30 protein-coding genes and 1 tRNA gene are annotated in these 25,872 nt (G+C 61.5%); 12 read left to right on the top strand and 19 right to left on the bottom strand.

Translation table 11 applies throughout. From position 1 onward, the window contains the following. Positions 1–111: 111 nt before the first annotated feature. Positions 112–834 (bottom strand): GNAT family N-acetyltransferase, encoded by a 723-nt coding sequence (locus KUV51_RS05150; protein WP_222520509.1) that lies wholly within the window; start codon positions 832–834, stop codon positions 112–114. Between the two features lie 76 nt (positions 835–910). Beyond that, complete coding sequence (locus KUV51_RS05145) at positions 911–1,363, bottom strand: outer membrane protein assembly factor BamE (RefSeq protein ID WP_222520508.1); 453 nt, start codon at positions 1,361–1,363, stop codon at positions 911–913. A gap of 103 nt (positions 1,364–1,466) precedes the next feature. On the opposite strand from KUV51_RS05145, the gene KUV51_RS05140 reads away from it, so the two are divergent. The 4 genes from KUV51_RS05140 to KUV51_RS05125 all read left to right on the top strand — a co-directional run bounded on the left by KUV51_RS05140 (position 1,467) and on the right by KUV51_RS05125 (position 4,530). Beyond that, a complete protein-coding gene (locus KUV51_RS05140) occupies positions 1,467–2,021 on the top strand; it encodes a YceD family protein (RefSeq protein WP_222520507.1) in 555 nt (184 codons plus the stop codon). A gap of 207 nt (positions 2,022–2,228) precedes the next feature. Continuing rightward, positions 2,229–2,435: a 50S ribosomal protein L32 gene (rpmF, locus tag KUV51_RS05135; RefSeq protein ID WP_222520506.1), complete on the top strand. Its 207-nt coding sequence runs from the start codon at positions 2,229–2,231 to the stop codon at positions 2,433–2,435. A 35-nt stretch (positions 2,436–2,470) separates the two neighbouring features. Next, the gene (gene plsX / locus KUV51_RS05130; protein WP_222520505.1) at positions 2,471–3,562 is read left to right on the top strand and encodes a phosphate acyltransferase PlsX; all 1,092 of its coding nucleotides are present in this window, start codon (positions 2,471–2,473) and stop codon (positions 3,560–3,562) included. Then, positions 3,559–4,530: a beta-ketoacyl-ACP synthase III gene (locus tag KUV51_RS05125; RefSeq protein ID WP_222520504.1), complete on the top strand. Its 972-nt coding sequence runs from the start codon at positions 3,559–3,561 to the stop codon at positions 4,528–4,530. Before plsX ends, KUV51_RS05125 begins: the two co-directional genes overlap by 4 nt. Before the next feature lie 49 nt (positions 4,531–4,579). Here the strand turns inward: KUV51_RS05125 and KUV51_RS05120 are convergent, their stop codons facing one another. Beyond that, a complete protein-coding gene (locus tag KUV51_RS05120) occupies positions 4,580–5,035 on the bottom strand; it encodes a helix-turn-helix domain-containing protein (RefSeq protein ID WP_222520503.1) in 456 nt (151 codons plus the stop codon). 268 nt (positions 5,036–5,303) lie between these two features. On the opposite strand from KUV51_RS05120, the gene ihfA reads away from it, so the two are divergent. From ihfA to KUV51_RS05100, 4 genes are all read left to right on the top strand, one after another. Further along, a complete protein-coding gene (gene ihfA, locus KUV51_RS05115) occupies positions 5,304–5,606 on the top strand; it encodes an integration host factor subunit alpha (protein ID WP_039686554.1) in 303 nt (100 codons plus the stop codon). Positions 5,607–5,610: 4 nt separating this feature from the next. Then, entirely contained in the window at positions 5,611–7,011 is a 1,401-nt protein-coding gene (locus KUV51_RS22100; protein ID WP_261385649.1) for a MerR family transcriptional regulator, read from the top strand. A 70-nt stretch (positions 7,012–7,081) separates the two neighbouring features. After that, positions 7,082–7,158, top strand: a tRNA-Pro gene (locus KUV51_RS05105). Positions 7,159–7,225: 67 nt separating this feature from the next. Then, entirely contained in the window at positions 7,226–8,308 is a 1,083-nt protein-coding gene (locus KUV51_RS05100) for a 2'-deoxycytidine 5'-triphosphate deaminase (RefSeq protein ID WP_222520502.1), read from the top strand. On the opposite strand, the gene KUV51_RS05095 is transcribed toward KUV51_RS05100, so the two are convergent. From KUV51_RS05095 to KUV51_RS05060, 8 genes are all read right to left on the bottom strand, one after another. Beyond that, complete coding sequence (locus KUV51_RS05095) at positions 8,305–9,540, bottom strand: keratin (protein ID WP_222520501.1); 1,236 nt, start codon at positions 9,538–9,540, stop codon at positions 8,305–8,307. The two genes, KUV51_RS05100 and KUV51_RS05095, sit on opposite strands and share 4 nt — an antisense overlap. A 105-nt stretch (positions 9,541–9,645) precedes the next feature. Continuing rightward, positions 9,646–9,888, bottom strand: a complete 243-nt coding sequence (locus KUV51_RS05090; RefSeq protein WP_222520500.1) for a hypothetical protein — start codon at positions 9,886–9,888, stop codon at positions 9,646–9,648. 72 nt (positions 9,889–9,960) lie between these two features. Then, the gene (gene scpB / locus KUV51_RS05085; RefSeq protein ID WP_261385648.1) at positions 9,961–10,623 is read right to left on the bottom strand and encodes an SMC-Scp complex subunit ScpB; all 663 of its coding nucleotides are present in this window, start codon (positions 10,621–10,623) and stop codon (positions 9,961–9,963) included. Further along, a complete protein-coding gene (locus KUV51_RS05080) occupies positions 10,598–11,401 on the bottom strand; it encodes a segregation and condensation protein A (RefSeq protein WP_222520498.1) in 804 nt (267 codons plus the stop codon). The genes scpB and KUV51_RS05080 overlap by 26 nt, the downstream gene beginning before the upstream one ends. 10 nt (positions 11,402–11,411) lie before the next feature. Further along, positions 11,412–12,413, bottom strand: coding sequence for a beta-N-acetylhexosaminidase (gene nagZ / locus KUV51_RS05075; RefSeq protein WP_222520497.1), 1,002 nt, complete (start codon positions 12,411–12,413; stop codon positions 11,412–11,414). Then, complete coding sequence (locus KUV51_RS05070; RefSeq protein WP_261385647.1) at positions 12,410–13,414, bottom strand: SPOR domain-containing protein; 1,005 nt, start codon at positions 13,412–13,414, stop codon at positions 12,410–12,412. The genes nagZ and KUV51_RS05070 overlap by 4 nt, the downstream gene beginning before the upstream one ends. Positions 13,415–13,524: 110 nt before the next feature. Continuing rightward, a complete protein-coding gene (argS, locus tag KUV51_RS05065) occupies positions 13,525–15,267 on the bottom strand; it encodes an arginine--tRNA ligase (protein WP_222520496.1) in 1,743 nt (580 codons plus the stop codon). Between the two features lie 60 nt (positions 15,268–15,327). Continuing rightward, positions 15,328–16,461 carry a deoxyguanosinetriphosphate triphosphohydrolase gene (locus KUV51_RS05060; protein ID WP_222520495.1) on the bottom strand — a complete coding sequence of 378 codons (1,134 nt, stop codon included), beginning with the start codon at positions 16,459–16,461 and terminating at the stop codon, positions 15,328–15,330. Positions 16,462–16,541: 80 nt separating this feature from the next. Between KUV51_RS05060 and KUV51_RS05055 the strand changes: the two genes are divergently transcribed. Further along, positions 16,542–16,865 carry a HesB/IscA family protein gene (locus tag KUV51_RS05055; protein ID WP_222520494.1) on the top strand — a complete coding sequence of 108 codons (324 nt, stop codon included), beginning with the start codon at positions 16,542–16,544 and terminating at the stop codon, positions 16,863–16,865. Positions 16,866–16,867: 2 nt separating this feature from the next. Here the strand turns inward: KUV51_RS05055 and KUV51_RS05050 are convergent, their stop codons facing one another. Both KUV51_RS05050 and KUV51_RS05045 read right to left on the bottom strand, forming a co-directional pair. Continuing rightward, a complete protein-coding gene (locus KUV51_RS05050) occupies positions 16,868–17,935 on the bottom strand; it encodes a DUF6902 family protein (protein ID WP_222520493.1) in 1,068 nt (355 codons plus the stop codon). A 45-nt stretch (positions 17,936–17,980) separates the two neighbouring features. Beyond that, positions 17,981–18,499, bottom strand: coding sequence for a DUF6749 family protein (locus KUV51_RS05045; protein ID WP_222520492.1), 519 nt, complete (start codon positions 18,497–18,499; stop codon positions 17,981–17,983). Between the two features lie 357 nt (positions 18,500–18,856). Here KUV51_RS05045 and xth point away from each other — a divergent pair, with 357 nt between their 5' ends. Continuing rightward, a complete protein-coding gene (gene xth / locus KUV51_RS05040) occupies positions 18,857–19,639 on the top strand; it encodes an exodeoxyribonuclease III (protein ID WP_222520491.1) in 783 nt (260 codons plus the stop codon). An 83-nt stretch (positions 19,640–19,722) separates the two neighbouring features. After that, a complete protein-coding gene (locus KUV51_RS05035) occupies positions 19,723–20,202 on the top strand; it encodes a hypothetical protein (protein WP_222520490.1) in 480 nt (159 codons plus the stop codon). Positions 20,203–20,256: 54 nt separating this feature from the next. Here KUV51_RS05035 and KUV51_RS05030 read toward each other — a convergent pair whose 3' ends face one another. The 5 genes from KUV51_RS05030 to KUV51_RS05010 form a co-directional block, all read right to left on the bottom strand. Then, positions 20,257–20,841, bottom strand: a complete 585-nt coding sequence (locus KUV51_RS05030; protein WP_189370505.1) for an HNH endonuclease — start codon at positions 20,839–20,841, stop codon at positions 20,257–20,259. A gap of 185 nt (positions 20,842–21,026) precedes the next feature. Further along, positions 21,027–21,620, bottom strand: a complete 594-nt coding sequence (locus tag KUV51_RS05025; RefSeq protein WP_222520489.1) for a hypothetical protein — start codon at positions 21,618–21,620, stop codon at positions 21,027–21,029. Between the two features lie 142 nt (positions 21,621–21,762). Further along, positions 21,763–22,428 carry an alpha/beta hydrolase gene (locus KUV51_RS05020; RefSeq protein ID WP_147105753.1) on the bottom strand — a complete coding sequence of 222 codons (666 nt, stop codon included), beginning with the start codon at positions 22,426–22,428 and terminating at the stop codon, positions 21,763–21,765. Further along, positions 22,425–23,057 carry a DNA-3-methyladenine glycosylase family protein gene (locus tag KUV51_RS05015; RefSeq protein ID WP_222520488.1) on the bottom strand — a complete coding sequence of 211 codons (633 nt, stop codon included), beginning with the start codon at positions 23,055–23,057 and terminating at the stop codon, positions 22,425–22,427. The genes KUV51_RS05020 and KUV51_RS05015 overlap by 4 nt, the downstream gene beginning before the upstream one ends. After that, positions 23,054–23,737: a precorrin-6A/cobalt-precorrin-6A reductase gene (locus KUV51_RS05010; protein WP_222520487.1), complete on the bottom strand. Its 684-nt coding sequence runs from the start codon at positions 23,735–23,737 to the stop codon at positions 23,054–23,056. The genes KUV51_RS05015 and KUV51_RS05010 overlap by 4 nt, the downstream gene beginning before the upstream one ends. A gap of 91 nt (positions 23,738–23,828) precedes the next feature. Here KUV51_RS05010 and KUV51_RS05005 point away from each other — a divergent pair, with 91 nt between their 5' ends. Next, complete coding sequence (locus tag KUV51_RS05005; protein ID WP_222520486.1) at positions 23,829–25,052, top strand: MFS transporter; 1,224 nt, start codon at positions 23,829–23,831, stop codon at positions 25,050–25,052. A gap of 20 nt (positions 25,053–25,072) precedes the next feature. On the opposite strand, the gene KUV51_RS05000 is transcribed toward KUV51_RS05005, so the two are convergent. Beyond that, on the bottom strand, positions 25,073–25,840 hold the full coding sequence (locus KUV51_RS05000; RefSeq protein WP_222520485.1) for a squalene/phytoene synthase family protein: 768 nt from the start codon (positions 25,838–25,840) through the stop codon (positions 25,073–25,075). Between the last annotated feature and the right edge of the window lie 32 nt (positions 25,841–25,872).

The raw sequence follows: 25,872 nt of genomic DNA, 5'->3' as shown, positions 1-25,872 counted from the left end.
CAAAAAATCCCGGGGGGTCTGGGGGGCTGGCCCCCCAGCCGGGGGGGTCGCCCCCCCCCCCCCCCCCCCCCCCCCCCCCCGGTCGGATCGGGGCACCCCGATCCGAAATCCCTACCCCACAACGGCGCGCAACAATTTCTTTCGCGCCGGTGGGATCGATCCGATCTCGACCCCGGTGAAGACGTGCAGCGTATTCATCTGGTCATCGACAACCGCATGATCGCTGACCCAACCGCCCATCATCAGATAGGTGCGCAAGAGGGGCGGCATCCGCAGCATCGCCTTTTTCGCATCGGGCTTGCGACGCAGCCGGGCCGCGTATTTGAAGACCTTGGGCGCCTTGACCTGCGGCAACCAGCGCGATGGCGCAAGGTGCCGCGCCTTGAGCATGGCAAAGGCGTCAAGATAGTCCGCCGTCTCGGTCCCTGCAAAGGACGAACATCCAAAGAGCAGTTCGACTCCCGCCTCGTCGACATAAGAGGTCATGGCCCCCCATGCGACGCGCAGGATGTCGGGATCAGCTGCGTCGGGGTCGATGCAGAAACGTCCCATCTCGACCATCTTACCGTCATAGGCTTCGAGTGCGCTGAGTTCGTAGTACTGCGCGGAATAGCTGTGCGTTATCGTGGCGCCCGTTAGCGGCATCATCCGAAAGCAGCAAACAACGGCGTCGTCGGCGACCCTGTGGATCAGGATGTGCGTACATCGGTCGTCAAAAGCGTCTGCGTCCGACATGAGGCCAAAACACCTCGCCCTGAGTGCCTGCGCGGCTGCGACGTCCTGCGATGTTTGCGCTTGGCGGGCCGCGTAACGCCCTTTCCTGAGCCCAATCATGCGAACCGCCCCTTGCTCATGCCCTTGTGCGCCCCGTTAGCACGGAGCACATGACAGTCGCGTGAAGCGGAGCCGGTCAGAGAACGCCCTCTGGCCCGATGCGGCCGATATTGCCGAGAAGCTGGCGCAGGAAGGTGGTGTCGGTCACGCCACTTTCGGTCACGCGCCGCGACAGCGCGACAACACGCCCGTCTTCCAGCCCGAACCGTTCGATGTTCTGCAGCACACCTTCCTGATCGAAGGTGATGGCGAGAACCTGCCGCTCGATGACCTCCGGACGGCGGGGACCAAATGTGCGCACCCGGCTGCGGACATAAAAGTAATCGCCCCCTTCCAGCACGCCGCCTGCGGTCGGCGGCCCGATCAGATCCTCGACGGTGGAGCGCGTGTCGATTCCCACAGCCAGTTCGGCCAGATCCTCTTCGGGTGGGACATAGCCGTGGTTGCGGAATGTGGGGGAGCAACCCGCAACGCCAATCATGACAATCAGGGCCAGGCCCGCTGCGGAAAGTGGTGTAAAGGTCCCCATATGACCCCCCTTGTTACGCGTCGCCCCTTGCTCAGGGGGCGTGGTGCTTTTATCTCGACTTACTCAAGTGTTGGCCTTGGTTCAAGAAACGAAAGTGCGCCCCATGTCTCAGACCCCTCCCTCGACATCGGCTCTGAAGGTCAGCGGTCTGGCGCAGAATGCCCCGAACCCCTTTGTCATCCAGCCCGATTCCGAAACCACGCGGGCGTTGGCGCAGGAACTGGATTTGTCCGGTTTGCGGAAACTGAGGTTCGAGGGGCAAGTTACCGCCCATGGCGCCACTGACTGGCTGCTCACAGGACAGCTGGGAGCGACCGTGACGCAGCCCTGTGCCGTTACACTTGTGCCGGTCACCACCCGCATCGATACGCCCGTCCGTCGCCTGTACATGCGCGATTATAAAGAGATCGAGGCACCCGAAGCCGAGATGCCGGAGGACGATGAGGTTGAACAGCTCGGCGCCTGGATCGACCCAGAGGTCGTTATGGTTGAGGCACTCAGCCTTGCCGTGCCGGATTTTCCGCGCGCCGAGGGTGCCGCATTGGGCGAGATGGTATTGACTGAACCAGGCGTTGCCCCCCTTACCGATGAAGCGGCAAAACCGTTTGCCGGTTTGGCCGATCTGAAATCCAAGCTGGAGAGTGACAAGGACGGCTGATTTGGCGCGGATTTGCCCTTGCGTCTTGGAGAAGGATGCGTATTTTGCCGCCCTCACGAGATTTTGGGTTGGACATGTCGCGGCGCTTTGCCTAAACGCTGCTTCAACCCGTACTTGGTTGAACTGAAATGCCCCCAGAGGGGCGAGACGAAACAACTCGCATCCGCGTGACGCACGCGGCGCTGCCCGAACCGAAGGCCCGCTTCAATGGCTGTACAACAGAATAAAGTGTCGAAATCGCGCCGCAACAACCGCCGCGCCCACGACAGCTTGACCCCCGCCAACCCCAACGAATGCCCCAACTGTGGCGAGCTGAAGCGCCCGCACCACATTTGCGCGGCATGTGGTCACTACGACGACAACGAGATCGTCCCGATGACCGAAGAGGTTGAACTGGAAGACGACGCGGCCTGAGCGGCGTCCCCAGCGACAAGGCAAGACAGCGCGCAATGACGGCCCCTTCCTCCGATACGGCCGATGCCAGTGCGAAGCTTGCCTTTCCGATAATCGTATCCATTGACACGATGGGCGGGGACTTGGGCCCCGCTGCTGTCGTGTCTGGCTGTTCGACGTCCGCGAGCAAGAACCCCAAGCTGGGGTTCATCCTGCACGGCCCGCGGGACGAACTTGAGCGCCTTGTCGCCAAGCGCAAGAACCTGGCCAAGCGCTGTATCATCCGCGACGCGCAGGGCGTCGTCACCATGGATGACAAGCCCAGCCACGTTGTCCGCAACGGCAAGGGCACGTCGATGTGGTCGGCCATCGAATCCGTGCGCGCGGGCGATGCGGATGTGGCCGTGAGCTGCGGCAACACTGGCGCCTTGATGGCCCTGTCGATGATCCGCCTGCGCAAGCTGCCAGGCGTGAACCGTCCCGCCATTGCCGTTCTTTGGCCCAGCCGGAACCCGCAGGGCTTCAACGTGATGCTGGATGTGGGCGCCGATGTGCGCGCCGATGCCGACGATTTGCTGCGCTATGCCCTGATGGGCGCGTCCTATGCCCGGAACGGGATGGACCTGCCCCGACCGCGAATCGGCTTGCTGAATGTGGGCACCGAAGAGCACAAGGGCCGCTCCGAGCTGAAGGAAGCCTATGAGCTCATTGGCGCCCAGGCAGATGCGGCGGAGTTCGACTTTGTCGGTTTTGTCGAGGGTGGCGACATCCAGGGCGATAGCGTTGACGTTGTTGTAACCGACGGGTTCACAGGCAACGTCGCCATCAAGACCGGCGAAGGGACGGCGAGCCTGATTGGTGATCTTTTGCGTGAAGCGTTCAAGTTCACGCCCCTGTCCCGCCTCGCCTATTTGCTGGCCTTCACCTCCATGCGCCGTCTGCGCAAGCGCATTGATCCACGGCGTGTAAACGGCGGTGTTTTCCTCGGGCTGAACGGCACGGTTGTCAAATCGCACGGCGGAGCCGATGCTACGGGGATATCGGCGGCCATCAAGCTGGCCGCCCAATTGTCCGAACAGGGCTTCAACGACAAGCTGGCCGCCCGGGTTGCCCGGGCCACTGCGCTGGCAGAGGAGAGCAAGCGATGACGCTTCGTGCTGTGGTGCGTGGTGTGGGTCACTACCTGCCGTCGCGGGTGGTCGAGAATGCAGAATTCGAGGCGACGCTGGACACCTCGGACGAGTGGATTCGCGCGCGCTCGGGCATTGAACGCCGTCATTTTGCGACCGAAGACGACACGACGTCGTCCATGGCGACCGCTGCCGCGCAGTCGGCGCTGGAGGATGCGGGGCTTGGGCCGGAGGACATCGACGCCATCGTGCTGGCAACCTCGACCGCCGATCTGACCTTTCCCTCTGCCGCGACCATGGTGCAGGACAAGCTGGGCATGACCCATGGCTTTGCCTTTGACGTGCAGGCCGTGTGCGCGGGATTTGTCTATGCGCTGGCCAACGCCAATGCGCTGATCGTGTCAGGACAGGCCAAACGTGTGATTGTCATCGGGGCCGAGACCTTTTCCAAGATCATGGACTGGACCGACCGCCGCACCTGCGTACTCTTTGGTGACGGGGCCGGTGCGCTGGTGCTGGAGGGACAGGAAGGTGCGGGCACAACCGATGACCGGGGCATTCTGGCCACCGATCTGAATTCAGACGGACGGCATCGCGACCTTCTCTATGTCGACGGTGGTGTGAGCACCGGGACAAGCGGCTATCTGCGGATGCAGGGCAATCAGGTGTTTCGCCACGCCGTTGAAAAACTGGCCGCAACTGCGGAAACGGCGATGGAACGCGCAGGCGTGACCGCCGACGAGGTCGACTGGATCGTGCCGCATCAGGCCAATATCCGCATCATCCAGGGCACGGCCAAGAAGATGGGCATCGGCATGGACAAGGTCGTGGTCACGGTTCAGGACCACGGCAACACGTCTGCTGCGTCTATCCCGCTGGCGATGTCGGTCGGCCGCAAGAACGGTCAGATCAAGGACGGCGATCTGCTGGTCACCGAAGCCATCGGTGGAGGCCTCGCGTGGGGTTCTGTCGTCCTGCGCTGGTAGCCGTCACTCACCCGCAAAGCCGAGCGACACGCGCCTCATCCCTGTTTTGTCATGCAGCAGAGGCGCGCAGTGCATGTGGCCGCACACCAAGCGTGCGCACGAAGGCGGCGATCAGGCCCTTCTCTTCCTTTAGCCCAGTGACGAAGGCGATCTCGTCCAGATCGAAGCGCGTATCGACCAGCAGACGCACGGCCATGTCGACGCGCAACCAGGTCAGATAGTTCATCGGCGCCATGCCGGCATGCGCGGCAAACGCGTTTCGAAACGCGAATTTACCCATCAGGAACCGGGCGCAGATCATGTCCTCGGTGATGGGCTCATCTATACGGCTGCGCATCCAGTCGACGATGCGCTGGTAGGTTTGCCCGCTGAGTGAATGATCATGCTGTCCCTGAGCCTGCCGGCTGCTCAACTCTGCGCAGGGATTCGTCAGAGGCGCGTGTGCGAGATTGGTCAATTGGTGGTTCAATTCGGCAGCATGATGCGGCACGGCAGTTCCTCCCATTGCGTAATCGCCGGTTGAATTTACCCCATTCGCGCGCCGAGGTCTTGGCGAACTGACACAATGTTACAGAACTGTCGCGATTCTCGCGGTTTTCCGCCGATTGCGCTGTACGACTGCGTTTGGATGCGGTTTTCCGTGCGATCGAGGAACGTATGCGGGCAGAATTCTGCGAGCCACCGCAGAAACCCGACTTCCGTTCCTTTGCCCAAGCTCTTGATATTGACTCGGAATTTCACCGCGCCCTATGGTTTGCCAAAGGGGAGTTCGTATGACTGACAAGACTTTGACGCGCATGGACCTGAGCGAAGCCGTTTTTCGTGAGGTCGGATTGTCGCGGAACGAAAGCGCGCAATTGGTAGAGAGCGTGCTGGATCACATGTCCGACGCCCTGGTGCGGGGCGAGCAAGTCAAGATTTCGTCTTTCGGCACCTTTTCGGTGCGCGACAAGTCGGCCCGGATCGGACGCAACCCCAAGACGGGAGAAGAAGTGCCGATCAACCCGCGCCGCGTGCTGACCTTCCGGCCTTCGCATCTGATGAAGGACCGTGTGGCCGCAGGCAACAAGTCCTGAGCCCATGACCAAATCCGCCGACGCCTTTCGAACCATTTCCGAAGTGGCCGAGTGGCTTGGGGTTCAGACCCATGTGCTGCGGTTTTGGGAAAGCAAGTTCACGCAAGTAAAGCCCGTCAAACGGGCTGGTGGGCGGCGATATTATCGCCCTGCAGACATGCTGCTCTTGGGTGGCATCCGCAAGCTGCTGCACGAGGATGGTCTGACCATCAAGGGCGTACAGAAGATCCTGCGCGAAGAGGGCATGGCCCATGTTGCAGACATGTCGCCGCCGCTGGATGCCGAAACCGATGCACAGCTTGACGCCGACCTGACCGCGCGCATTGCCGAGGATGTCGCGCAGCCGCCCGTCGAGGCCGAGGTCTTGCCTTTTGCAGCGTCGCCTGAACAGGATGAAACAAAAGCGCCGTCCGAAGAGCAAGCGCCACCCGAGGCACCTGCCACGCTTGACGAACCGGCTTTGTCTCCGGTGAGGGGCGAGGAAATGGCGCCGTTGCCATCCTTCCTACGCACGCCAACGCCATCGCCGGATGCCCAAGACTCTGTGCAAGATGACGCATCGGTCGGCCTGCCCTACCCGCCTCTTGTCGAAGATGTTCCACCGGCATCTTCCTTTAATACATCGTCTGAGACATTTGACGAGGAGCCCCTGCCCGCGGAGGAGCAGAGCGCCCCGGAACGTGCCGAAGATCCGTCCGGTTTCGTACCGCATGACACGCCGCCAGAGGCCGTCGATGTGCAGACGGAAAATGCGGCAGAGCCGATGATGGACTTCGGTGAGGAGCTTATCGACAGCGCCGCGGTCGAGGCGGATGCCGAACTGCCTCTTGCCGCCGCAACCGATACTGACGCGCATGACGACACTGCGGTCAGCCAGACAGCCGAACCCGAGCCGTTTGCGACGCCAGACGCCGCCCCGGCCAAGGAAGATACCCCGGAGGCGTTTGCTGAAGCCGACGGGGCCGACGCGCCCGACATTGATCCAGACGCGCAACTTGAGCCTGAACCTGGGATTGAAACTGTTCAGACAGTTGAAGCTGACGAAACTGCGGTCTCCGAGGCGGCAGAACCCCCAGCAGGGGCTGAGGAAAGCCCGGCAGCCGCTCCAACACTGCCGACGTTTTTGTCTGACCGTGGGGGCTCCGCCAACGAGACAGATGTCCCCGAGGATGCTCTGCCCGAAGCGGAACCTGCCCCCGAATCTGCCCCGCTTCCAGTTGCGCGTGTCGTTGATGTCCCCGATGATCCTGATCCGACCACGATCGCCGTGTCCCCTTCTGCGCTGAGCAAGGCGGCGACGCTGACACAGTTGAGCGATGCGCAGCGTAACATGATCAGGCCCCTTCTCGCCCAGCTCACCGCCTTGCGTGATCAGATGGCCAACAACCGGCGCGAGCCGCGGTAAAAAGAACCGATCGAACAGTGCCAATTCCCCCTTGCCCCCGGCCAGAAATCGGGTATGACACCCCTCACGTCGGGCTATGGCGCAGCCTGGTAGCGCGTCCGTCTGGGGGACGGAAGGTCGCAGGTTCGAGTCCTGCTAGCCCGACCATAACACACCGCCCCGGCGCTACGGGGCCGCTGACACAAAGCCTCACGACAGTCACAGAGGGGGCGATATGATCGGCGTTTTACCAGATACAGAATTGCAGGCGATGATGGACCGCGGTGAGATCACCGCCGATCCGGCTGTCATTCCCGAACAGATCCAACCGGCGAGCCTAGATCTGCGGCTGGGCACTGTGGCGTACCGCGTGCGCGCGTCATTCCTGGCGGGGCATGGACAACGTGTGGCCGACCGGCTGGATGAGTTCCAGATGCATGAGGTGGATTTGTCCGGTGGTGCCGTGCTTGAAAAGGGCTGCGTTTATGTCGTGCCCTTGATGGAAGCGCTGGACCTGCCCGAAGACGTGCAGGCGGTCGCCAATGCCAAAAGCTCGACCGGGCGGCTGGACCTGTTGACCCGTACGATCACGGATGGCGGTGTGGAGTTCGACCGCATTCCACCGGGTTATTCCGGCCCGCTCTATGCCGAGATTTGCCCACGCTCCTTTTCCGTTCTCGTGCGACCCGGAATGCGATTGAACCAGATCCGGTTCCGAGCGGGACAAGCGGTGCTGGACGATGCGGCGCTTGTCACCTTGCACGCGGACACGCCGCTGGTGAACGGAGACGCAGTCATTGACGAGGGCCTCGGTTTTTCCGTCGATCTGCGCCTGCCCGAGACCACGTTGGTCGGCTATCGCGCCAAACCGCATACCGGTGTGATCGACCTGGACAATATCGGGCACTACGACCCGGCAGAGTTCTGGGAAGAGGTGCACGCGCGCGACGGGCATATCATCCTCGACCCCGGTGCATTCTACATTCTTGTCAGTCGCGAGGCGGTGCACATCCCGCCGGACTACGCCGCCGAAATGGCACCCTACCTTGCCATGGTGGGCGAATTCCGGGTGCACTATGCCGGGTTCTTCGACCCCGGCTTTGGACATGACGCCGCCGGTGGCACCGGCTCACGCGGGGTGCTTGAGGTGCGCTGTCACGAAGCGCCCTTTGTGCTGGAGCATGGCCAGATCGTGGGCCGTTTGATCTATGAACGCATGAGTGCGCGGCCCGCGCAGCTGTATGGCGCGGGCATCGCTTCAAATTACCAGGGTCAGGGCCTGAAGCTGTCCAAACACTTCGCCGTGCCGAAGGGCTAGGCCTGTTCCGGCTGCGCACTATCGTCGGTCGTCTGACCGTCTTTTTCAGCGGGCGGATCGGGTTTGAAGATGCGCTTGCCCGCTGACTGGATCGAGGCAAAGGCATCCTCGGCCATGAAGCCTGACAGGAACGCGATGAAGGCGACCGTATAGGGGCTGAGTTCCACGTCGTTAGCGGGGCCACTGCCCTGCGTCAGCGCCAGCATCCCCGCGCCCGAGAACAGGAAGATCGCGATGGCGGCCGCAATCCCCTCGCCCACGTTCACGAAGAGGCGCGATAGGGTCAGTTCATCCGCGTTTTTGGCGGAATAGTAGCGCCGGGAAAATGCCACAACGGTGCCGAGCCCCCCTGCCGCGATGGTCACGATCAAGGTCAGGAAGATGGTGGGAAAGCTGACGAAGCGCATCAGGATGTCTGGAAAAATCGGGAAATTCAGCGACAATGCCGACAGCCGCGCCCGCGCCGGATCACCTGGCCCAAGTGTGTTTTGCAGCGCGAGGATCTGTTCGTCATGCGCTGTCCAGCGCAGTCGCAATTCGTCGATCTGGGCCTGAAGCGCCTCCTTTTCGGCCTTGATTCCCAAGGACGCTGTATTGGCGCTGTCCACGTCTTTGGATAGCAAATCCAGCTTCGCAATCGCGTCGTCATGAAAGGATGCATAGCGGTCGGTTGTGTCCAGATCGACGTCGCTGTCCCCTAGCCCATCACCGAGCGTGCGCAGCAGGGCGCGGAGCTGCAAGTTGGCTGTTGTCGCGCGCAGATTGACCTCTTCGGCCGCCACGGTGAGGTACAGGTTCTCCAGCGTTGTGTCGTAGATCAGTCGCTGCGGACCGGCGAGGTCGTATTGATACTCCGACAGCTTGCCAAGGGTGGCATCGACCTCTGCCCGAAGTGCGCGCTTGGCCACTGCGATCGTACCGAAAGATTTGCTGTGCCGCGTCTCGATGTCCGACATCGCTGCCGCATGAATCTGAATGTCTTCACTCACCAGCGTCTTGGCCCGTTCGAGATCCTGTTCGCGTTTGATGATGAACAGAAGGTTGTCGATATCCGCCGCAAGCGGTTGAGTGTCCGGGGTTGCCGCGCTGATCGGTTCGGCCTGCCATGCAGTGCGGTAGATATAGCTGCCAAAGCCGATTGTGACGAACAGCACGAAGACGATGTAGAGCCCGATAACGGTCACTCCGAGTGACACGGACGAGACAAACAGACTGGGTGTGCGATCTGCCATGATTTAAATCCCCCACTTTAATCAATGGAGGTGACGCTACGGCAGCGTCGATGTTCAAGCAACGGTGGTATTCCCGACCCTTTTGGATCGACAGGGCGAACCGAGCTATTCGCGCCCTTCTCTCGCGGCGCGGCGCGCCTGACGCGCGGCCCGGCGGGCGCGTCGCTGTTCGCGCATCTCTGCCTGGGTCGGGCCATCGTGCTCTGCATCATCAACCGGAAGCGGCGGGGCGACCTTCGGTTGTTTGCGACCGCGTGTTGCCTGTTTCACGCCAGCATCTATGCCCTTGTTGATCGCCTTGCGCATGATGACACGCATGATCATGTTGATGATCTGATTTGCATTCATGGGACTGCTCCTCCCGTTTCGCTCGCGCGCAACATAACAATGAATGGGGCGTTTTTCAGGCTCTTTCGCCGATCAATCCTCGAAAAGCTCGGATTGACCCTCTCCGCTTTCGTCTTCCGCCTCGGTTTCCGGGCCAGGCAGAGTGCCGGGCGGCGGCCGGTTTTCCAACAGCCCCGCAGCCCGCAATTCCTTGAGACCCGGCAGATCGCGGGCGTTCTCGAGCCCGAAATGATCGAGGAAGGATTGCGTGACAACAAAGGTCACGGGCCGCCCGGGCGTCATCTTGCGCCGTCCAAACCGGATCCATTCGAGTTCCAAAAGCTGATCCACCGTGCCACGGCTGACGCTGACGCCGCGAATTTCCTCGATCTCTGCCCGCGTGACGGGTTGGTGATAGGCGATGATGGCAAGTGTTTCGATGGCGGCACGTGACAGTTTACGGGTCTCGACCGTTTCCTTCTGCATCAGAAAGCCTAGGTCGGCGGCAGTTCGGATGGCCCAGGCATCGCCGACCTTCATCACTTGCACACCACGCCCCTCGTAGCGTTTGCGCAAGTACACCAAAGCCTCCGCCGCATCGCAGCCATGGGGCATCCGCGCTTCGAGTTCACGGGTGGTGACGGGCTCAGCAGTGGCAAAGAGGATCGCTTCGACCATGCGTTCCTGTTCTGCCATGGGTGGCGCCTCGAACAGGCTTTCTTCTTGTTCTTCAGGTGCTTCGGTCACGGTGTTCATCTCTTTTGCGCAACTGAATGGGCGCGAATGTTTCGGACTGCCGGATTTCCAAGTGCCCCTCCTTTACTAGCTCTAGGCTGGCGGCAAAGGTGGCAGCGGTGGCCGAGCGGCGCTTTGCCGGGTCCATTTCCCAGCCTTCGGGCAGGTAGGACAGGATGTCCGTCCAGTCGCCCGCAAAGCCAATCAAGCCGCGCATCCGGTCGAGCGCTTGTTCCATGGTAAAGACAGCGTCGCGATCCATGACAAAGGGGCGGAATTCGTCACGGGTGCGGATGCGGGCATAGCCTTGCATCAAATCGAGCAATGTCGCGGAATAAGTGACCTTGCGGACCCGCGTCACCATCTCGGACTGACCGCGTGCAAAGAAGTCGCGCCCCAATTGGTCGCGCGCCATCAGCCGCGCCGCTGCGTCGCGCATCGCTTGCAGACGTTCCAGTTGGAACGCGAGGTGCGCGGCGAGTTCTTCGCCCGAGGGTCCCTCTTCGGTCGGGTCCGGCGGCAGAAGCAAGCGGGACTTCAGGAAGGCAAGCCAGGCGGCCATGACAAGGTAGTCGGCGGCAAGCTCAAGGCGCAGTTGCTTGGCCTTTTCGACAAAGGCGAGATATTGGTGCGCCAGTTGCAGGACAGAGATCTTGCGCAGGTCGACCTTTTGTGTGCGGCTGAGCGTCAGCAGCAGATCGAGCGGCCCCTCGAACCCGTCGACATCGACGATCAGCGCTTCCGCCGCGAGACGGTCGGCGACCGAAATGCGGTCTTCCTCGAATGTGTCCTCAGCCATGCCCCACGCTTTAACCTGCCCCGCCCAAAAGCGCCTCAAGTTCGTCGGTGAGCTCGGCAATGTCAATGTCGTCGGGGGTTTTGCGCGTCGCGAGCGCGGCTTCTGCGCGGGCTTGGGCCGCGTCGGTCATCGGACCGGCGGCATTGGCGGAGGCGATGCGCGCCGCCAGCGGGGCATTGCAGTGCAGGATGACGTCGCAGCCAGCGTCGAGAGCGCGGCGTGTAATCAGGTCCACGGTCCCTTCAAGCGCTTTCATCCCGATATCGTCCGTCATGATCAGGCCGTCAAAGCCGATGTCGCTGCGGATCAGGTCCATCGTGTCTTTGGACAGCGTCGCTGGCGCTTCGTCCACGGCCTCATAGACAACATGGGCTGTCATCCCCATGGGCAGGTCGTTCAGCGCGCGGAAAGGTGCAAAATCCTTTTCCCGCAGGGTGTCGAGGCTGACATCAACGCGCGGCAGATCATAGTGGCTGTCAAGATCGGTGCGCCCATGGCCGGGCATGTGCTTCAGGACCGGCACCACGCCGCCGTCGAGATGCCCTTGCGCTGCTGCACGGCCGAGGGCCGCAATGTCGCCAGGGGATGTCCCGTAGCAGCGATTGCGCAGGAAATCATGGGTCTGCGTGACGATCAGGTCGGCCATGGGCGCGCAGTTGCTGTCAATGGTCAATGCTTTAAGTTCGTACGCTATGTGCCTGTATCGCAAATACATTGCGCGTTCTGCATCATCGCCAGCAGCCTGCACGAAATCGAGCGGGGGCAGCCACTCGGTCCAGGTCGGCCCGCGCAAACGCTGCACACGCCCGCCTTCCTGATCGATGGTGATGATCGCGTCTCGTCCCACCGCATCACGCATTTCCGAACACAGGCCATAGACCTGATCAGGCGTGTCGATATTGCGGGCAAAGAGGATGAAACCGAACGGATCAGCGTCGCGAAAGAACGCCCTTTCATCCGGCGTCAGACGCAAACCATCCGCGTCGAGGATGGTCGCGCCAAAATTGCTCATCGTGTGACGACCGGGATGCAGTCGGCACCTTCAGCAACAAGGGCCGAGCAGAAGCGGCGCGCATCGCTGAGGTCGGCAAAGCCGTGCGCGCGCAAGCGGTAGAAGGTGCGACCGCCCGATTGCGCCTGTTGAACGATCCGCTGCTTGTCGTGCAGCAGATCGCCAAAGCGACCCTGCATCTGATCCCATTGCGCGCGGGCAATGTCGGGGGTGTCGAACGCGCCAAGCTGCACAAGCCGCGTCCCGGTCGGGATGGCTGCAGCGTCCAGTTCGGATGTTTGGGACGTTGCAGCAACCTCCGTCGGTGCACGTGTGACCGTTTTCGGGGTGGATGCGGGGCGCAGTTGCGGCCGCACGGAGGTTTGAGGCCCCGGCCCCTTGACCACCGCGGGCACAGGCGTCGGTGTTTCCGGCAGATCGGCTGCGCTGACGCTGGCCAGCACGGCTTCGGCAACTGCATCTTCGATCGGGGCGGCTTCAATTGTGTCTACGCCAGCTGTGAGCTGGTTCACGAGGTCATCGACATTGCCTTCGGCAAGGGCTGTTGCCACGTCCAGCTGTGGCGCATCGAGGCTGGCTTCTACGTCGAGCGGTTCGGGTTGTTGCACGGGCGCCACGGCTTGCGCGGGAACCGGCTGATCTTCCTCTGTCAGATCGACGGGGCGTGGGGCCAGCGTGACCTGATCGACGGGCCCCGAGGCTTCACCCGCAGCGGCCACTTCGTTGACGGCCAGGCCAGTGTTGCGGGCCAGCTGCCCACCGGGGTTCTCAGGGCGCACACGCATTTCGCCTTCGGCGGCGCGCACGACGGGGATGCCAGACACGTCGCGCATCACCAGCTTGTAGCCCCAGACGGACACGCCAGCAATCAGCGCGAGCGACACGGCAGCTCCCGCGAAATTCGTGAGGTTTTTCAAAACGTTCGAAGGCGGCGCGGATGCTTCATCATGCGCATCATAGCCCCCGTGACCCATCTCGTGGGTGTAGTGCATATCTGCCATCTCTGCCTCATTGCCCGCGCGGATACGTGCCCGCGCAAGTCATCTGTCTGTTAGCGCCCGCGTGATCGCGTGCCTTGGGAAGTGTGCCTGTGTGCCCCGTTTGCGGAGCGTTAACGCAGCTCTTCGGCTGGTTTCACACCAAGAATACCAAGGCCCGCTGCAATTACAACGGCAGAGGCACGGGCCAGTGCGATTTTTGCCTGCGAGGTGGCCGCGTCGTCCTGCAAAAAGCGCAATTCGGGCAGATCGTTGCCCCGGTTCCAGAGCCCGTGGAAGACACCAGCGAGATCATAGAGGTAGAATGCGATCCGGTGTGGCTCGTTCGTGCGGGCGGCAGTCTCCACCAGCCGCGGCCACTCGGCCAGCTTGGCGGCAAGCGCCCATTCGGCCTCGTGATCCAGTTTGGTCAGATCGGCGGCTGCAAGCGTCGCGTCATCAGCGGCGATGCCCGCCTCTCCCGCCTTGCGCAGAACCGATTTCACCCGCGCGTGTGCGTACTGGACGTAGAACACCGGGTTTTCCTTGGACTGCTCAAGGGCGGCGTCGAGGTCAAAGTCGAACATTGCGTCGTTCTTGCGCGTCAGCATCATGAAGCGGGTCACGTCCGGGCCAACCTCGTCCACGACGTCGCGCAGGGTGACAAAGGTCCCTGCCCGCTTGGACATCTTGAACTCCTGCCCGTTCTTGAACAGCTTCACCAGCTGCGTCAGCTTGATGTCGAGCGGCACCTTGCCGTCCGAGAGTGCGCTAACGGCCGCTTTCATTCGTTTGACATAACCACCGTGGTCGGCACCGAATACGTCGATCAGCGCGTCGAACCCGCGCTGCACCTTGTCATAGTGATAGGCGATGTCGGGCGCGAAATAGGTCCAGGACCCGTCCGATTTCATGACGGGCCGGTCCACGTCGTCGCCATGGTCGGTGGATTTAAACAGGGTCTGCTCGCGCGGCTCCCAATCCTCGGGCTTCTTGCCTTTGGGCGGTTCGAGCACGCCTTCGTAGATCAACCCCTTGGACCGCAGATCATCCAGCGCGGCTTCGATCCGGCCTGTGCCATAGAGCGACTTTTCGGAATAGAACACGTCCATCTCGACGCCGAGTGCGGCGAGGTCATCGCGGATCAGGTTCATCATGGCTTCTGTTGCGAACTCGCGCACTTCGGCCAGCCAGAACTGCTCGCCCTTGTCGACAAAGGCGTCGCCCACCTTGGCCTTGAGTGCTTCACCCACACCGATCAGGTAGTCGCCCGGATAGGTGCCGTCCTCGAACGCCACTTCCTGCCCGTGCGCTTCGAGATAGCGGAGATAGACGGAGCGCGCGAGCACATCGACCTGCGCGCCGCCGTCATTGATATAGTATTCCCGTGTGACATCGTGGCCTGCAAAATCCAGCAGAGATGCCAGCGCATCGCCAAAGACCGCGCCCCGTGTGTGACCCACATGCAGTGGGCCGGTGGGGTTGGCGGAGACGTATTCGACGTTGACCTTCTTGCCCGCGCCAAGGTCAGAGCGGCCATAGTCCTCGCCCGCTTGCAGGACGGCAGCGACAACGCCTTGCCAGACCGACGGGTCCAGCCGCAGGTTCAGAAAGCCGGGGCCTGCCACTTCGGCACTGGTGATCCGCGTATCGTCGGCCAGTCTTTCGGCCAGCATCTCGGCAATGTCGCGCGGCTTCATCTTGGCGGGTTTCGCCAGCACCATCGCGGCGTTGGTCGCCATATCGCCGTGTGCCGCATCGCGGGGTGGCTCGACCGTGACGTTGTCGGTCGCCAGACCTTCGGGCAGCTGGCCCGCCTCGACCATGGCGGCAAGGTTGGTCAGCACAAGGGCGCGGATGTCGGCAAAGAGGTTCATTTGGGGCCTATTCATTGGGTGCGCGCGGTGTATCACGCGCACCTCAAGCGTCAAGCGGGACTAGCCGGTGAGACGGGTGTGTTCCTGCAGTGCGAAGCGGTCCGTCATGCCGGAGATATAGTCCGAGACGCTGCGCGCCAGCGCGATTTCATCACCAGCGTCCACATTGCGCCGCCATTCCTGCGGCAGCAGGTCAGGTCGGGACATGAAAAGCGGAAAGAGATCGTTGACGATACACGTGACGCGCTCGCGTTCGACCATGACGGACGGAGCGCGGTACATATTGGTAAACAGGAACGCTCGGATCTGTTTCAGGTCCGCCCAAAGGGCATCCGAAAAGCGCACAACTGGACGACCAAGATGGCGGATGTCTTCCACCGATTGCGCGCCGCTGTCCGCGAGCAGGGTGCGGGAAGTTTCGACCACATCCGTGACCATGGCTGCAAAGACGCGGCGCAAGCCTTCGTGCCGCCGGCGCATGGGGTCGAGATCCGGGTAGAGCCTGTCAACCTCGGCAAAAGCCGGGCCGATCATGGGCAGGTCGCAGATGTTATCCTCGCTGAACAAACCGGCGCGCAATCCGTCATGCAGGTCGTGATTGTTGTAGGCGATGTCGTCGGACAGGGCCGCCACCTGTGCCTCAGCACTGGCATGGGTGCCCAGTTCCAGATCATGTTCCGCGTCATATTCAGCCAGCGCATAAGGCAGCTCACCGACGACAGGACCATTGTGTTTTGCAATACCTTCAAGGGCTTCCCAGGTGAGGTTCAACCCGTCGAAGTCGGCATAGTGACACTCGAGCCGCGTCACGATCTTGATCGCCTGGGCATTGTGATCGAAGCCGCCATAGGGCGCCATGAGCGATTGCAAAGCGTCCTCGCCCGTATGACCGAAGGGCGGATGGCCCAGATCATGGGCGAGTGCCACGGCTTCGGTCAGGCAATCGTTCAGGCCGAGGGCACCCGCGATGGTGCGCGCCACTTGAGCTACCTCGATCGAATGGGTCAGCCGCGTTCGGTAATAGTCGCCCTCATGTTCCACGAACACTTGGGTCTTGTGCTTCAGCCGCCGAAAGGCCGAGGCATGAATGATCCTGTCCCGGTCCCGCTGAAATGGCGAGCGGAATGACATCTCCTCTTCCGGCCAGCGCCGTCCCCGTGCGCGGGCTGGATCCGATGCATAGGGCGCGGACATCTGCCAAATCCTTGTCGCCTGTTCGTGTCGCGCATATATTGCAGACGCAGCACGATGAAAACCGTTCGGAGCAGACGCAGATGCAAATGCCACCCAAAGTCACCGACCGCGCCTTTGAACGCCTGGCCGAGATTGGCGCCGCCGATCAGGGACAGGCCCTGCGTGTGGCCGTGGAAGGGGGTGGATGTTCCGGGTTTCAGTATGAGATCGCGCTGGACGACCCAAAAGAAGACGACCTCGTATTGGAAGGCGCGGGCCAAAAAGTTGTCGTGGACAGCATCAGCCTGCCCTTCCTTTCCGACGCCGTGATCGACTTTTCCGAAGAGTTGATCGGCGCCCGGTTCGTGATCAACAACCCGAACGCCACCAGTTCCTGCGGCTGCGGCACGTCGTTCTCGATGTAGCCTCAGGCCCGCGCGAACACGTCAAAGAATGCATCAAATTCCGTAGTGGAAGCGATTGTCGCCTCCAACAACAATGCGGCGTCATCTTCCAGCAAACTGAATACATAGTCAGACATGTGATGCCACTCGTTGCTTCTGGTTTGGGCGGCGGCGAACAGCGCACCTGACACACCGCGCAACGCACTCGGCCTGTACTCGGTCTGATCGAAACGTGCGCGGCCTACCGGAATGGCAGCGCTTGTGTCATCGTACCCCAGAACCTGACCTGCCCAATTTGCCACCAGATATTCATGATAATCATCAGCCGCCGCCACAGTGTCGTCCGTGGTGACAACGAATGTGCCCATGGCGGTTCGCACCGCGTCGACCCAAACAGCGTTGGGCTGCTGACCCGCCTGATTCAGCGCGATGCACACCTCAGCGAGCAGGTCGATGTTCTGGTCCATATGGGCAAGAATACCGACGTATTCGAGGCTCCGCAGCGCGCCAGCGTCCAGGGCTGGGTCGCGCCGTCCGTATTCTGACAGGTAGAAAACGATGTGCGTCAGTTCATATGCTGCCTTCTTGTTGGGCAAGGCAAAGGTCTGTGACCGGCCAATGAAAGCACGCAGACGTTCGTCAAGGTACCGGTCTGCGGCAGTACATATGACACCACGACGGGCCAGCAGACGACGCGCTTCGGCGCGTTGCAGATCGCTGAGTTCGGCATCGGGCAACCCCTGCCCTGCAACCCAGTGACACAAATCCTCCATCTGGCCATCGACGCCCGTTCCCGTCAGCCCCAGGTCTTCGAGATCGAGACCAATGGACAGCAGGAAGCGGTAGTATTGCGGAAAGAACTGCAAACGCTCCTTCAACCCGACGTAGAAGTCCACATGTGGATCCAGCGCTGCCGGGGTGATCGGCATCCCGATACATTCCAGGATGCTGAGCAATTCGGCGTTTTCCTTCAACCAATGCACATCATCGGGAAGCCGACGTTGCGTGGCAAAGAGGTCAATCAGCCTGTCCGTCCGTTCGGCCAGGCGCTGACGGCGCGGCGGGACATTGAGCGCAATGATATTTGACATGGGTGTGTCCTTTCACGTGCTGTGATCATGTCCCGCCGACGCGGGTCAGGAGCCCGAGGAGAACAGGCCGGTGACATCACGCTGCGTGACGGTGCCTGTCACTGGACCCGAGCCGGAAGAAAACGCACCGGTCGCATCGCCGGTTGTCACATCCGAAGCCGTCGGGCCGCTGCTGGTCGAGAAAAGCTCCACACCATCGCCCGCCGTAATCTCGGTGGCTGCTGGCGCACTGCTGGTCGAAAACATCTCGACGCCCTCGCCGATCGTTGCGTCCTTGGCAGTCGGTGCGCTGCTGGTTGAAAACATTTCCACACCCTCACCCATCGTTGCGTCTGTCGCGGTCGGTGCGCTGCTGGTTGAGAACATTTCCACGCCTTCTCCGACGGTTACGTCGGTCGCAACAGGAGCGCTGCTGGTCGAAAACATCTCGACACCGTCACCAAGAATGGCTTCCATCGCGCCTGGTGCGCTACTGGTCGAGAACATTTCGACACCTTCACCAGCGTGCAATCCCCCCAATGCAGAGGTGTCGAGAGCGAGGTTCATTTTGCGTTGGGCTGTCATGGCTGAATTCCTTTCGCCTTTGAGTTGAGACATCAAAAGCGTTGCCCGTTAAAGGCGATTAACAAAAGGATTTTTCTTGTAAGAGGCGAGTTCTTGGGAACTTATCCACATAAGGAAAGCCGCAGAACCATTTGGTCGCGGCCAGCTTCAAACCAGAACGTTTCAGAACAAAAAAACTTATCCACAACCCTGATTTCAATGCGTTTTTTCACATCACAGCATGTGGTTAGTCATTTTTAGCGCGAATCGAATAGTTAAGAAATAGTTAATTTACGCCCTTCAAGCGGTCAGTTCGAGGGGCTTGCCGTTGCGGATAGGATGCGCGACATGTCGGAGGGAGCGGCGCAAGGGGTGGATATGAAAATCGCAACATTCAACATCAACGGCATCAAGGCCCGGATCGAGGCTTTGCCACGCTGGCTGGACGAGGCACAGCCCGACGTCGTGCTTTTGCAGGAAATCAAGTCCGTGGATGAGAACTTCCCCACCGAACTGTTCGAGGATCGGGGATACAACGTTGAAACGCATGGCCAGAAGTCCTTCAACGGGGTCGCAATCCTGTCAAAGCTGCCGCTCGAGGATGTGACCCGCGGCCTGCCCGGCGACGATACCGACGAACAAGCGCGCTACATCGAGGCGACCGTCATGGGCGACACGCAGGCCATTCGCCTCTGTGGACTGTACCTGCCAAACGGCAACCCGACGCCGGGTCCGAAATACGACTATAAACTTGCCTGGATGGAGCGGCTGCGTGTCCGTGCTCTCCAGCTACTAGCCGAAGAAACACCCTTCCTTATGGCGGGTGACTATAACATCATCCCGCAGGCCGAAGACGCCAAGCGGCCCGATGATTGGCGCGACGACGCGCTGTTCCGCCTGGAAAGCCGCACCGCATTTCGGCGGCTCTTGAACTTGGGCCTCACCGAAGCGTTCCGAGCCCGTACCTTCGGACCGGGGCACTACTCATTCTGGGACTACCAAGCCGGCGCATGGAACAAGGACGACGGCATTCGCATCGACCATTTCCTGCTCAGCCCGACCTGCGCGGACCTGATGACCGACTGCCAGATCGACAAGGGCGTGCGAGGAGAAGAGAAGCCGTCGGACCACGTTCCAGTATGGGTCGACCTCGCCGCCTGACAACGCTTGGGAACTAGTTCGGGCCTACGGTGTTGTATCTCCCAAGCACGCAGAAATGCGTGCGGAAAGATAGGAGAGACGACATGAAACGCTTCTTGATGACGACCGCCGCCGCCCTGACACTGGCTGGCACAGCCGCCTTGGCGGCAACTCCGGTCGGGGAAATCGACGTTCAAACCGATCTGACCGCAGTCGAGAATGAAAAGGCCGCGTCCGTCTGGTCTGGCCTTGATGCAGACCTTGAAACCGCCTTGGCCGAACGTCTTGCACCACAGATCGAAGAGCGTGGTGCCAAGATTGAAATCGACATCGACGAGGTGGAATTGGCCAACAGCTTTGAACAAAGCATCGGTACGGCCGACTCGGTTCTGTCCGGTGAGGTAAAGATCAAGGTGCCCGGCCTGGCCAACAACGAGCGTTACACACTGACTGTGACCACGGATCAGGCGCAACAGTACTTCCCGGACGGCACCGTGATGGCAGACCTGACGCTGGGTAGCGACATCTACTACCAGGCGATCATCGCCGCCTTCGCCGACAACGTCGTCAAGAAGCTGCAATGACGCTCAAACTGAACAGTCTGTAACGAGTAACGGGAGCCACTGGCTCCCGTGTTTTTATGCCTCCAACTCGGCATCCCAATAAAGGAAGTCCATCCAGCTTTCATGCAGATGGTTGGGTGGGAACTTACGGCCCATATTGCGCAATTCCTCTGCCCCGGGCTGACGTGGCGGTTTGCGCAACGCCATGCCGGTCCGATGCAGTGGTTTGGACCCCTTGCGCAGGTTGCAGGGGCTGCAAGCTGCCACCACATTCTGCCAGCTTGTCACGCCACCCGATGCGCGCGGCACAACATGGTCAAAGGTCAGATCGCCCTTAGCCCCGCAATACTGACAACGGAATTCGTCCCTCAGAAATAAATTAAAGCGCGTGAAGGCCACGCGCTTTTGAGGTTTGACATAGTCCTTGAGAACAACGACTGACGGTATTCGGATCTCGGTACTCGGGCTGCGGACGACCTCATCATATTCGGCCACGATGTCCACCCGATCGAGCCACGCGGCCTTGATCGCTTCCTGCCACGGCCACAACGACAGCGGATAGTAACTGAGCGGCCTGTAGTCCGCGTTCAGCACCAGCGCCGGGTGCTGTTTCAACGCAGAGGGGCTGCGCGTGAATTCTGTCCTGAAATCGCCGTCCATTCGTGACTCCGTCTTCGCCCTGTCTGCCCGTTATCGGCACCAGAGCGGGGAACCCGCCCCGGCTTTATATGGTGACTATATCTTGTGGAAAGCGTCTGACAAGTGCCGAGACAACCACGAGATGTCGCAGGTCGGATAGGACAGGTTCGTGACAGCCATGTGACGGTTATCCACAGGGTGCATCGCTACTTGCAATGCCCCGCATCCGCTGGACCTTCGGCCAGCGCAACCAGCGGTTCGGCCCGCGGGCTGACCAGCGACAGATCGGCCACCCGCCTGCTGGTGACGGCACGCTGTGACAAGCGGTAGACCAGCTCGGCAAGGCAGGCTTCGGACAGTTCGGACGCACGGCTGAGATTGACGAAATGGACATCCATCATCTGGCCGCCCCGCACATTCCACTGAAAGGATTTGAACCGCTGCACCGGAGAGGCAGCATGCAGTTGGGCCGCGAAGAGTTTGTGAAGGGGGCTGGTTTCCAACCAATCGGTGTCAGACCACCCTTTCAGCCCGACCACCCACACATCCGCGTCGGTCAGGTTGTCCACATCGCGTTTGCGGTCAATCAGGCCGGCGTCTGCGTCCATGTCCAAGAGCAGCTTGCCAAAAGCACCCGGCATCCGGACCGAACGCAAGACAACCGAGCGGTCCAGTTCCGTGTCGACCGCAGCCGATGTTGTTTGCATTTCGTCTATGTTCAAGGCCGTGGCGGGTGCCGTCAAACTCATGCTCAGCACTGCCGCGGCGAGGGCCATACCCCCAGCCAGCGCCATCCTCATTTCGCGTCCCCCTGTGTCGCACTTTGTTATTATGCGATTAGTGCGCCACAGATTTGGCGATGGGGCAAACCAAATGTGCCGATGCGGCACCAGATCAAGGGAAACCGCGAAAAAAGTAGCCGATTTGGCAGTATTGTTCGCGTCAGAGCCCCAATTTATCGCGCATGAAAGCCAAGGCAACGCTCAGCCCATCGGGCGCGATTCCATGGGCTGTGCCCTTCATGACGTGGGCATAGACGTCTTTCCAACCTGCACCCTGCAAGGCCTCTGCAGCTTGCGGCAGGGATTGCGGAGGTACGACATCATCCTGATCGCCGTGGATCAGCAGGACGGGCGGACGGCTGACAACCTCGTCCGCCAGCACCTCAGGGTTCAAAAGGCGACCGGAGAACGCGACGATCCCCGCAACCGGATCTTCGCGTCGCGGGGCCACATGCAGTGACATCATCGTCCCTTGTGAAAAGCCGAAGAGGACGACCTGTTCGGGCAACACATCCTCATCCACCATCAGCGCGTCGAGAAAGGCGTTCAGATCCTCCGCAGCTGCACGCAGGCCGCGCTCTGCTTCCTCTTCGGACGACCCGTCAATCCAGGGGATCGGGAACCACTGATAGCCGCTTGGCATCATCGGAATTGTTTCGGGCGCATCAGGTGCCACAAACAGCGTGTCCGGCAGGTGTTCACCAAGCGGCTCTGCCAGACCCAGAAGGTCCGCGCCGTTGGCACCGTAGCCATGCAGGAACACGACGATAGACCGCAATTCCCCCGACCGCGGCTCGACCCGCCCTGCCTGCAATACCCGCGTCATGTGATCCCCTCTCGTCCCTTTGCGACCCGGTAGTAGGTGAAGAACAGCCGCGCAGCAACCGCCCGCCAGGGCGACCAGTCCTCGGCCATTTGCCGCAGGTTTTTTTCCTTGGGCCGTTCAGGCAGGTCAAAGATCATGCGCGCTGCTTCCTGCAACGCCAGATCACCCGGTGCAAAGACATCGGCGCGTCCGAGGGCGAACATGGCATAGACCTCGGCCGTCCAGACGCCGATCCCCTTCACGGCCGTCAGCGTCGCGATCACCTCTGCATCGGGCGCAGCGCGCAAAGCCTCATAGTCGATCCCCGCCTCGGCCAACGCGATGGCGTAAGTGATCTTCTGACGGCTGAGCCCCGCTGCCCGCAAACCTTCTTCGCCCGCAGCGAGGACAGGGGCCGGGCTTGTCATGCCGCCCGCCTCCAACCGGCCCCAGATCGCGTTGGCCGACGCCGTGCTGACCTGCTGTCCGATGATCGCGTTCAGAAGGGCGGCAAATCCGTCAGGCCTGCGGCGCAGCGGAAGCGGCCCCGCCACATCCAGCGCTTTTGCCAGCGCCGGATCGCGCGCAGCCAGCCAGGCCGCCCCCTCTGCCACATCAGCATCAGCTGCAATGATGCGCCCGGCTGTCATAGGGCATTCACCCAGGCCAGCAACGCATCGCAGTCATCCACCTGTACGTCAAAACCGCTATCAGGCGGATCGATCAGGACCGCCGGCAAACCCAATGCCCGCGCTGCGGCCAGTTTCGGAAAGCTGCCCGATCCCCCGATATTGCGAACCAGAACCACGTCGATTGCCATCTCCCGGAACAAAGCGATTTCATCGTCCACATCAAAGGGTCCAGCGCCGAAGACATATGTACACCCCGATGGTGCAGCACCATCATGGCGATGCAACTGGCGCAGAAAAACGGGACCATCATGATGGGTCAGAACCTCCGCGCTGTCGCGACCGGATGCTGCAAAGACGCGCGCATTAGGCGGGAGCACTGCCACAGCATCGGCCAGCGTGGCGACGTGCTGCCATTGATCCTTGGCCGTCGCGGCCCATCCGGGGCGACGCAAGCGCACGCGCGGTAGGTCAGGCGCCAGACGCGCCGCGATGGAGCGCACGGCATCGTCGAACGGATGGGTCGTATCGACAATGGCATCTGCCCCCCGCAAACCATCGCGCAAATCGCGCACACAAGGCGCATCGGTCTGCATCGGATCGCGCGACCAATAGACCGAAACATCATACCCTGCCCCGGCCAGCGCATGCAGCGCGGGTTCGGTCATCGCCGAACCACCAAGGATCAGAAGCCGTGTCATGGCGCCACCCTACCCCTGTTCACCCCGCGCGCAAGCACCTGTGCTCAAACGCGCGCTTGTCGGGCGCGTGCCGTGGGGATAGTCAACACCCATGACCCAAATCGACGATACACGCGCCAAGCGCAACGTGGCCGTCCTCGTGGCGGCGCAGGCCTTTCTCGGCAGCCAGATTACCATGATGTTCGTGGTGGCGGGGCTTGCGGGACAGCAACTCACGCCATTTGTCTGCCTCGCCACGCTGCCCATATCTCTTATCGTGTTCGGGTCGATGACGGCGGCACCTTGGCTGTCAAACGTCATGCAGCGCTTTGGCCGACGCACCGGGTTCATCGTGGGCGCCCTTGGCGGGCTTCTGGGGGCCGCAATTGGCGTCTGGGCGCTCAGCATCGGCAGCTTCTGGCTGTTCCTGGTGGGCAGCTACATGACGGGTATCTATATGTCCGCGCAGGGCTTTTATCGCTTTGCCGCCGCCGACACCGCATCAGATGCATTCCGGCCCAAAGCAATCTCCTACGTCATGGCAGGCGGCCTGCTCTCGGCCATCATCGGCCCGCAAGTGGTGGGCTACGTCACGGCGGATACGGCGGACGCAACCGTCGCGCGCTACATCCCGATCTACTGGGTCGCGATGGGGTTCAACCTGATGGGCATGGCGCTGTTCCTTTTGCTCGACATCCCCAAGCCGCCCGCACCCTCAGCCACGGACGGACCGGGCCGCTCACGCAAAGAGCTGTTGCGCGATCCGCGCATTGCCGTGGCCGTCATCTGTGCCGCAGTATCCTACGCCCTTATGAACCTTGTGATGACATCCACGCCTTTGGCCGTCGTCGGCTGCGGGTTCACCGAGCCAGACGCGGCAAACGTCGTCACCGTGCATGTGCTCGCCATGTTCGCCCCGTCCTTTTTCACCGGGCACCTGATCTCGCGGTTCGGAGTTGAGCGGATCATGGGCCTTGGCCTTGCCATCCTCGGCCTTGCGGGCGTGGTGGCGCTGCAAGGTGTCGAGCTGGAGAACTTCTACTGGGCCCTGTTCCTGCTCGGTCTGGGCTGGAACTTCGGCTTCATCGGCGCAACCACGATGCTGGCAGGCGCACATAGCCCGCAAGAGCGTGGACGGATGCAGGGCATGAACGACCTGATTGTCTTTGGTGGCGTGACGCTGGCGTCGCTGGCCTCGGGCGGGTTGATGAACTGTGCAGGCGGTGACGCGGTCGAGGGCTGGGCGGCGGTGAACATCGCCATGGTGCCATTCCTGGTGCTGGCGGGTGGATCGCTGATCTGGCTGGTGATGCGGCAGCGCGCCGTGACAGCGTAGCGGACGGACCCGGATCCGCCTTACAGCATCGCGCGCCCGGTCAAAGCCGCCACGCTCAAACGCCACGGAGCCACTGGCGCAGGTATTGCGCCATCCGCGACCATGCCCGGAGCGCGCTCGATCTGTTTCAAAGCCTGACTTGATCCCAAAGCAGGCCACAACGCCGCGCGCGCATCCGCAGGCAGGCGCGGCGTTGTAAGGCGCATCCTGATGCGCCGGGCAAGTGCTGCGACACCATCCTGCGTTCCATCCAGCAGCGGTATGCGCCCCGCCTCCTCCAGCTTGGGCACGGCCCGCAAAAAGGCGACCAGAGCGCCAGCTACCGCCACAGAGCGCACGGCTTGTTCCTGATCCGCGGGCGCGCCCAAGGCCTCGGCGGCGGTCCACATCAAATGCCCTGCGGTCTGGTCGAGATAGCGGTCGAAATGGGCCTCATCTTCGAACGGATCACGGTACACGTCCCAGCGGCGCGCGGCGACAGCTTCATCAAGACGGCGCGCAGCGGCCTGCGTCAAAACAGAAGCCAAGGGCGTGGTGACCTCATGCTTGCGCACCGCGCGCGCTTCGGCAATTTCCTGAAGCGCGTCGCGCCACCACTGCAAGCGCATCTCGGCAATCATGGCTTCTTGCGTCACCCAAGGGGCACGGGCCACTTCGACATTGAAGGCGTAAAGGGGAAAGAGGACGGCCCGGGCTGGAACCGGCGCTGCCATCACGGTGCGAAAGCGGTCCGGGTCCCCCTGTTCAACGATGCGGGCAGAAGGAACGACTGCGTCGGGGAGGCTCATGTCCGGCACGTCGTACCGCAAGCAACTTGGCG

Source organism: Tateyamaria omphalii, assembly GCF_019802125.1.
In the GTDB taxonomy this organism is placed as follows: Bacteria; Pseudomonadota; Alphaproteobacteria; order Rhodobacterales; family Rhodobacteraceae; genus Tateyamaria; species Tateyamaria omphalii_B.
The sequence above is the reverse complement of the archived record's forward strand: the minus strand, read 5'-3'. Positions and strand labels throughout refer to the sequence as shown.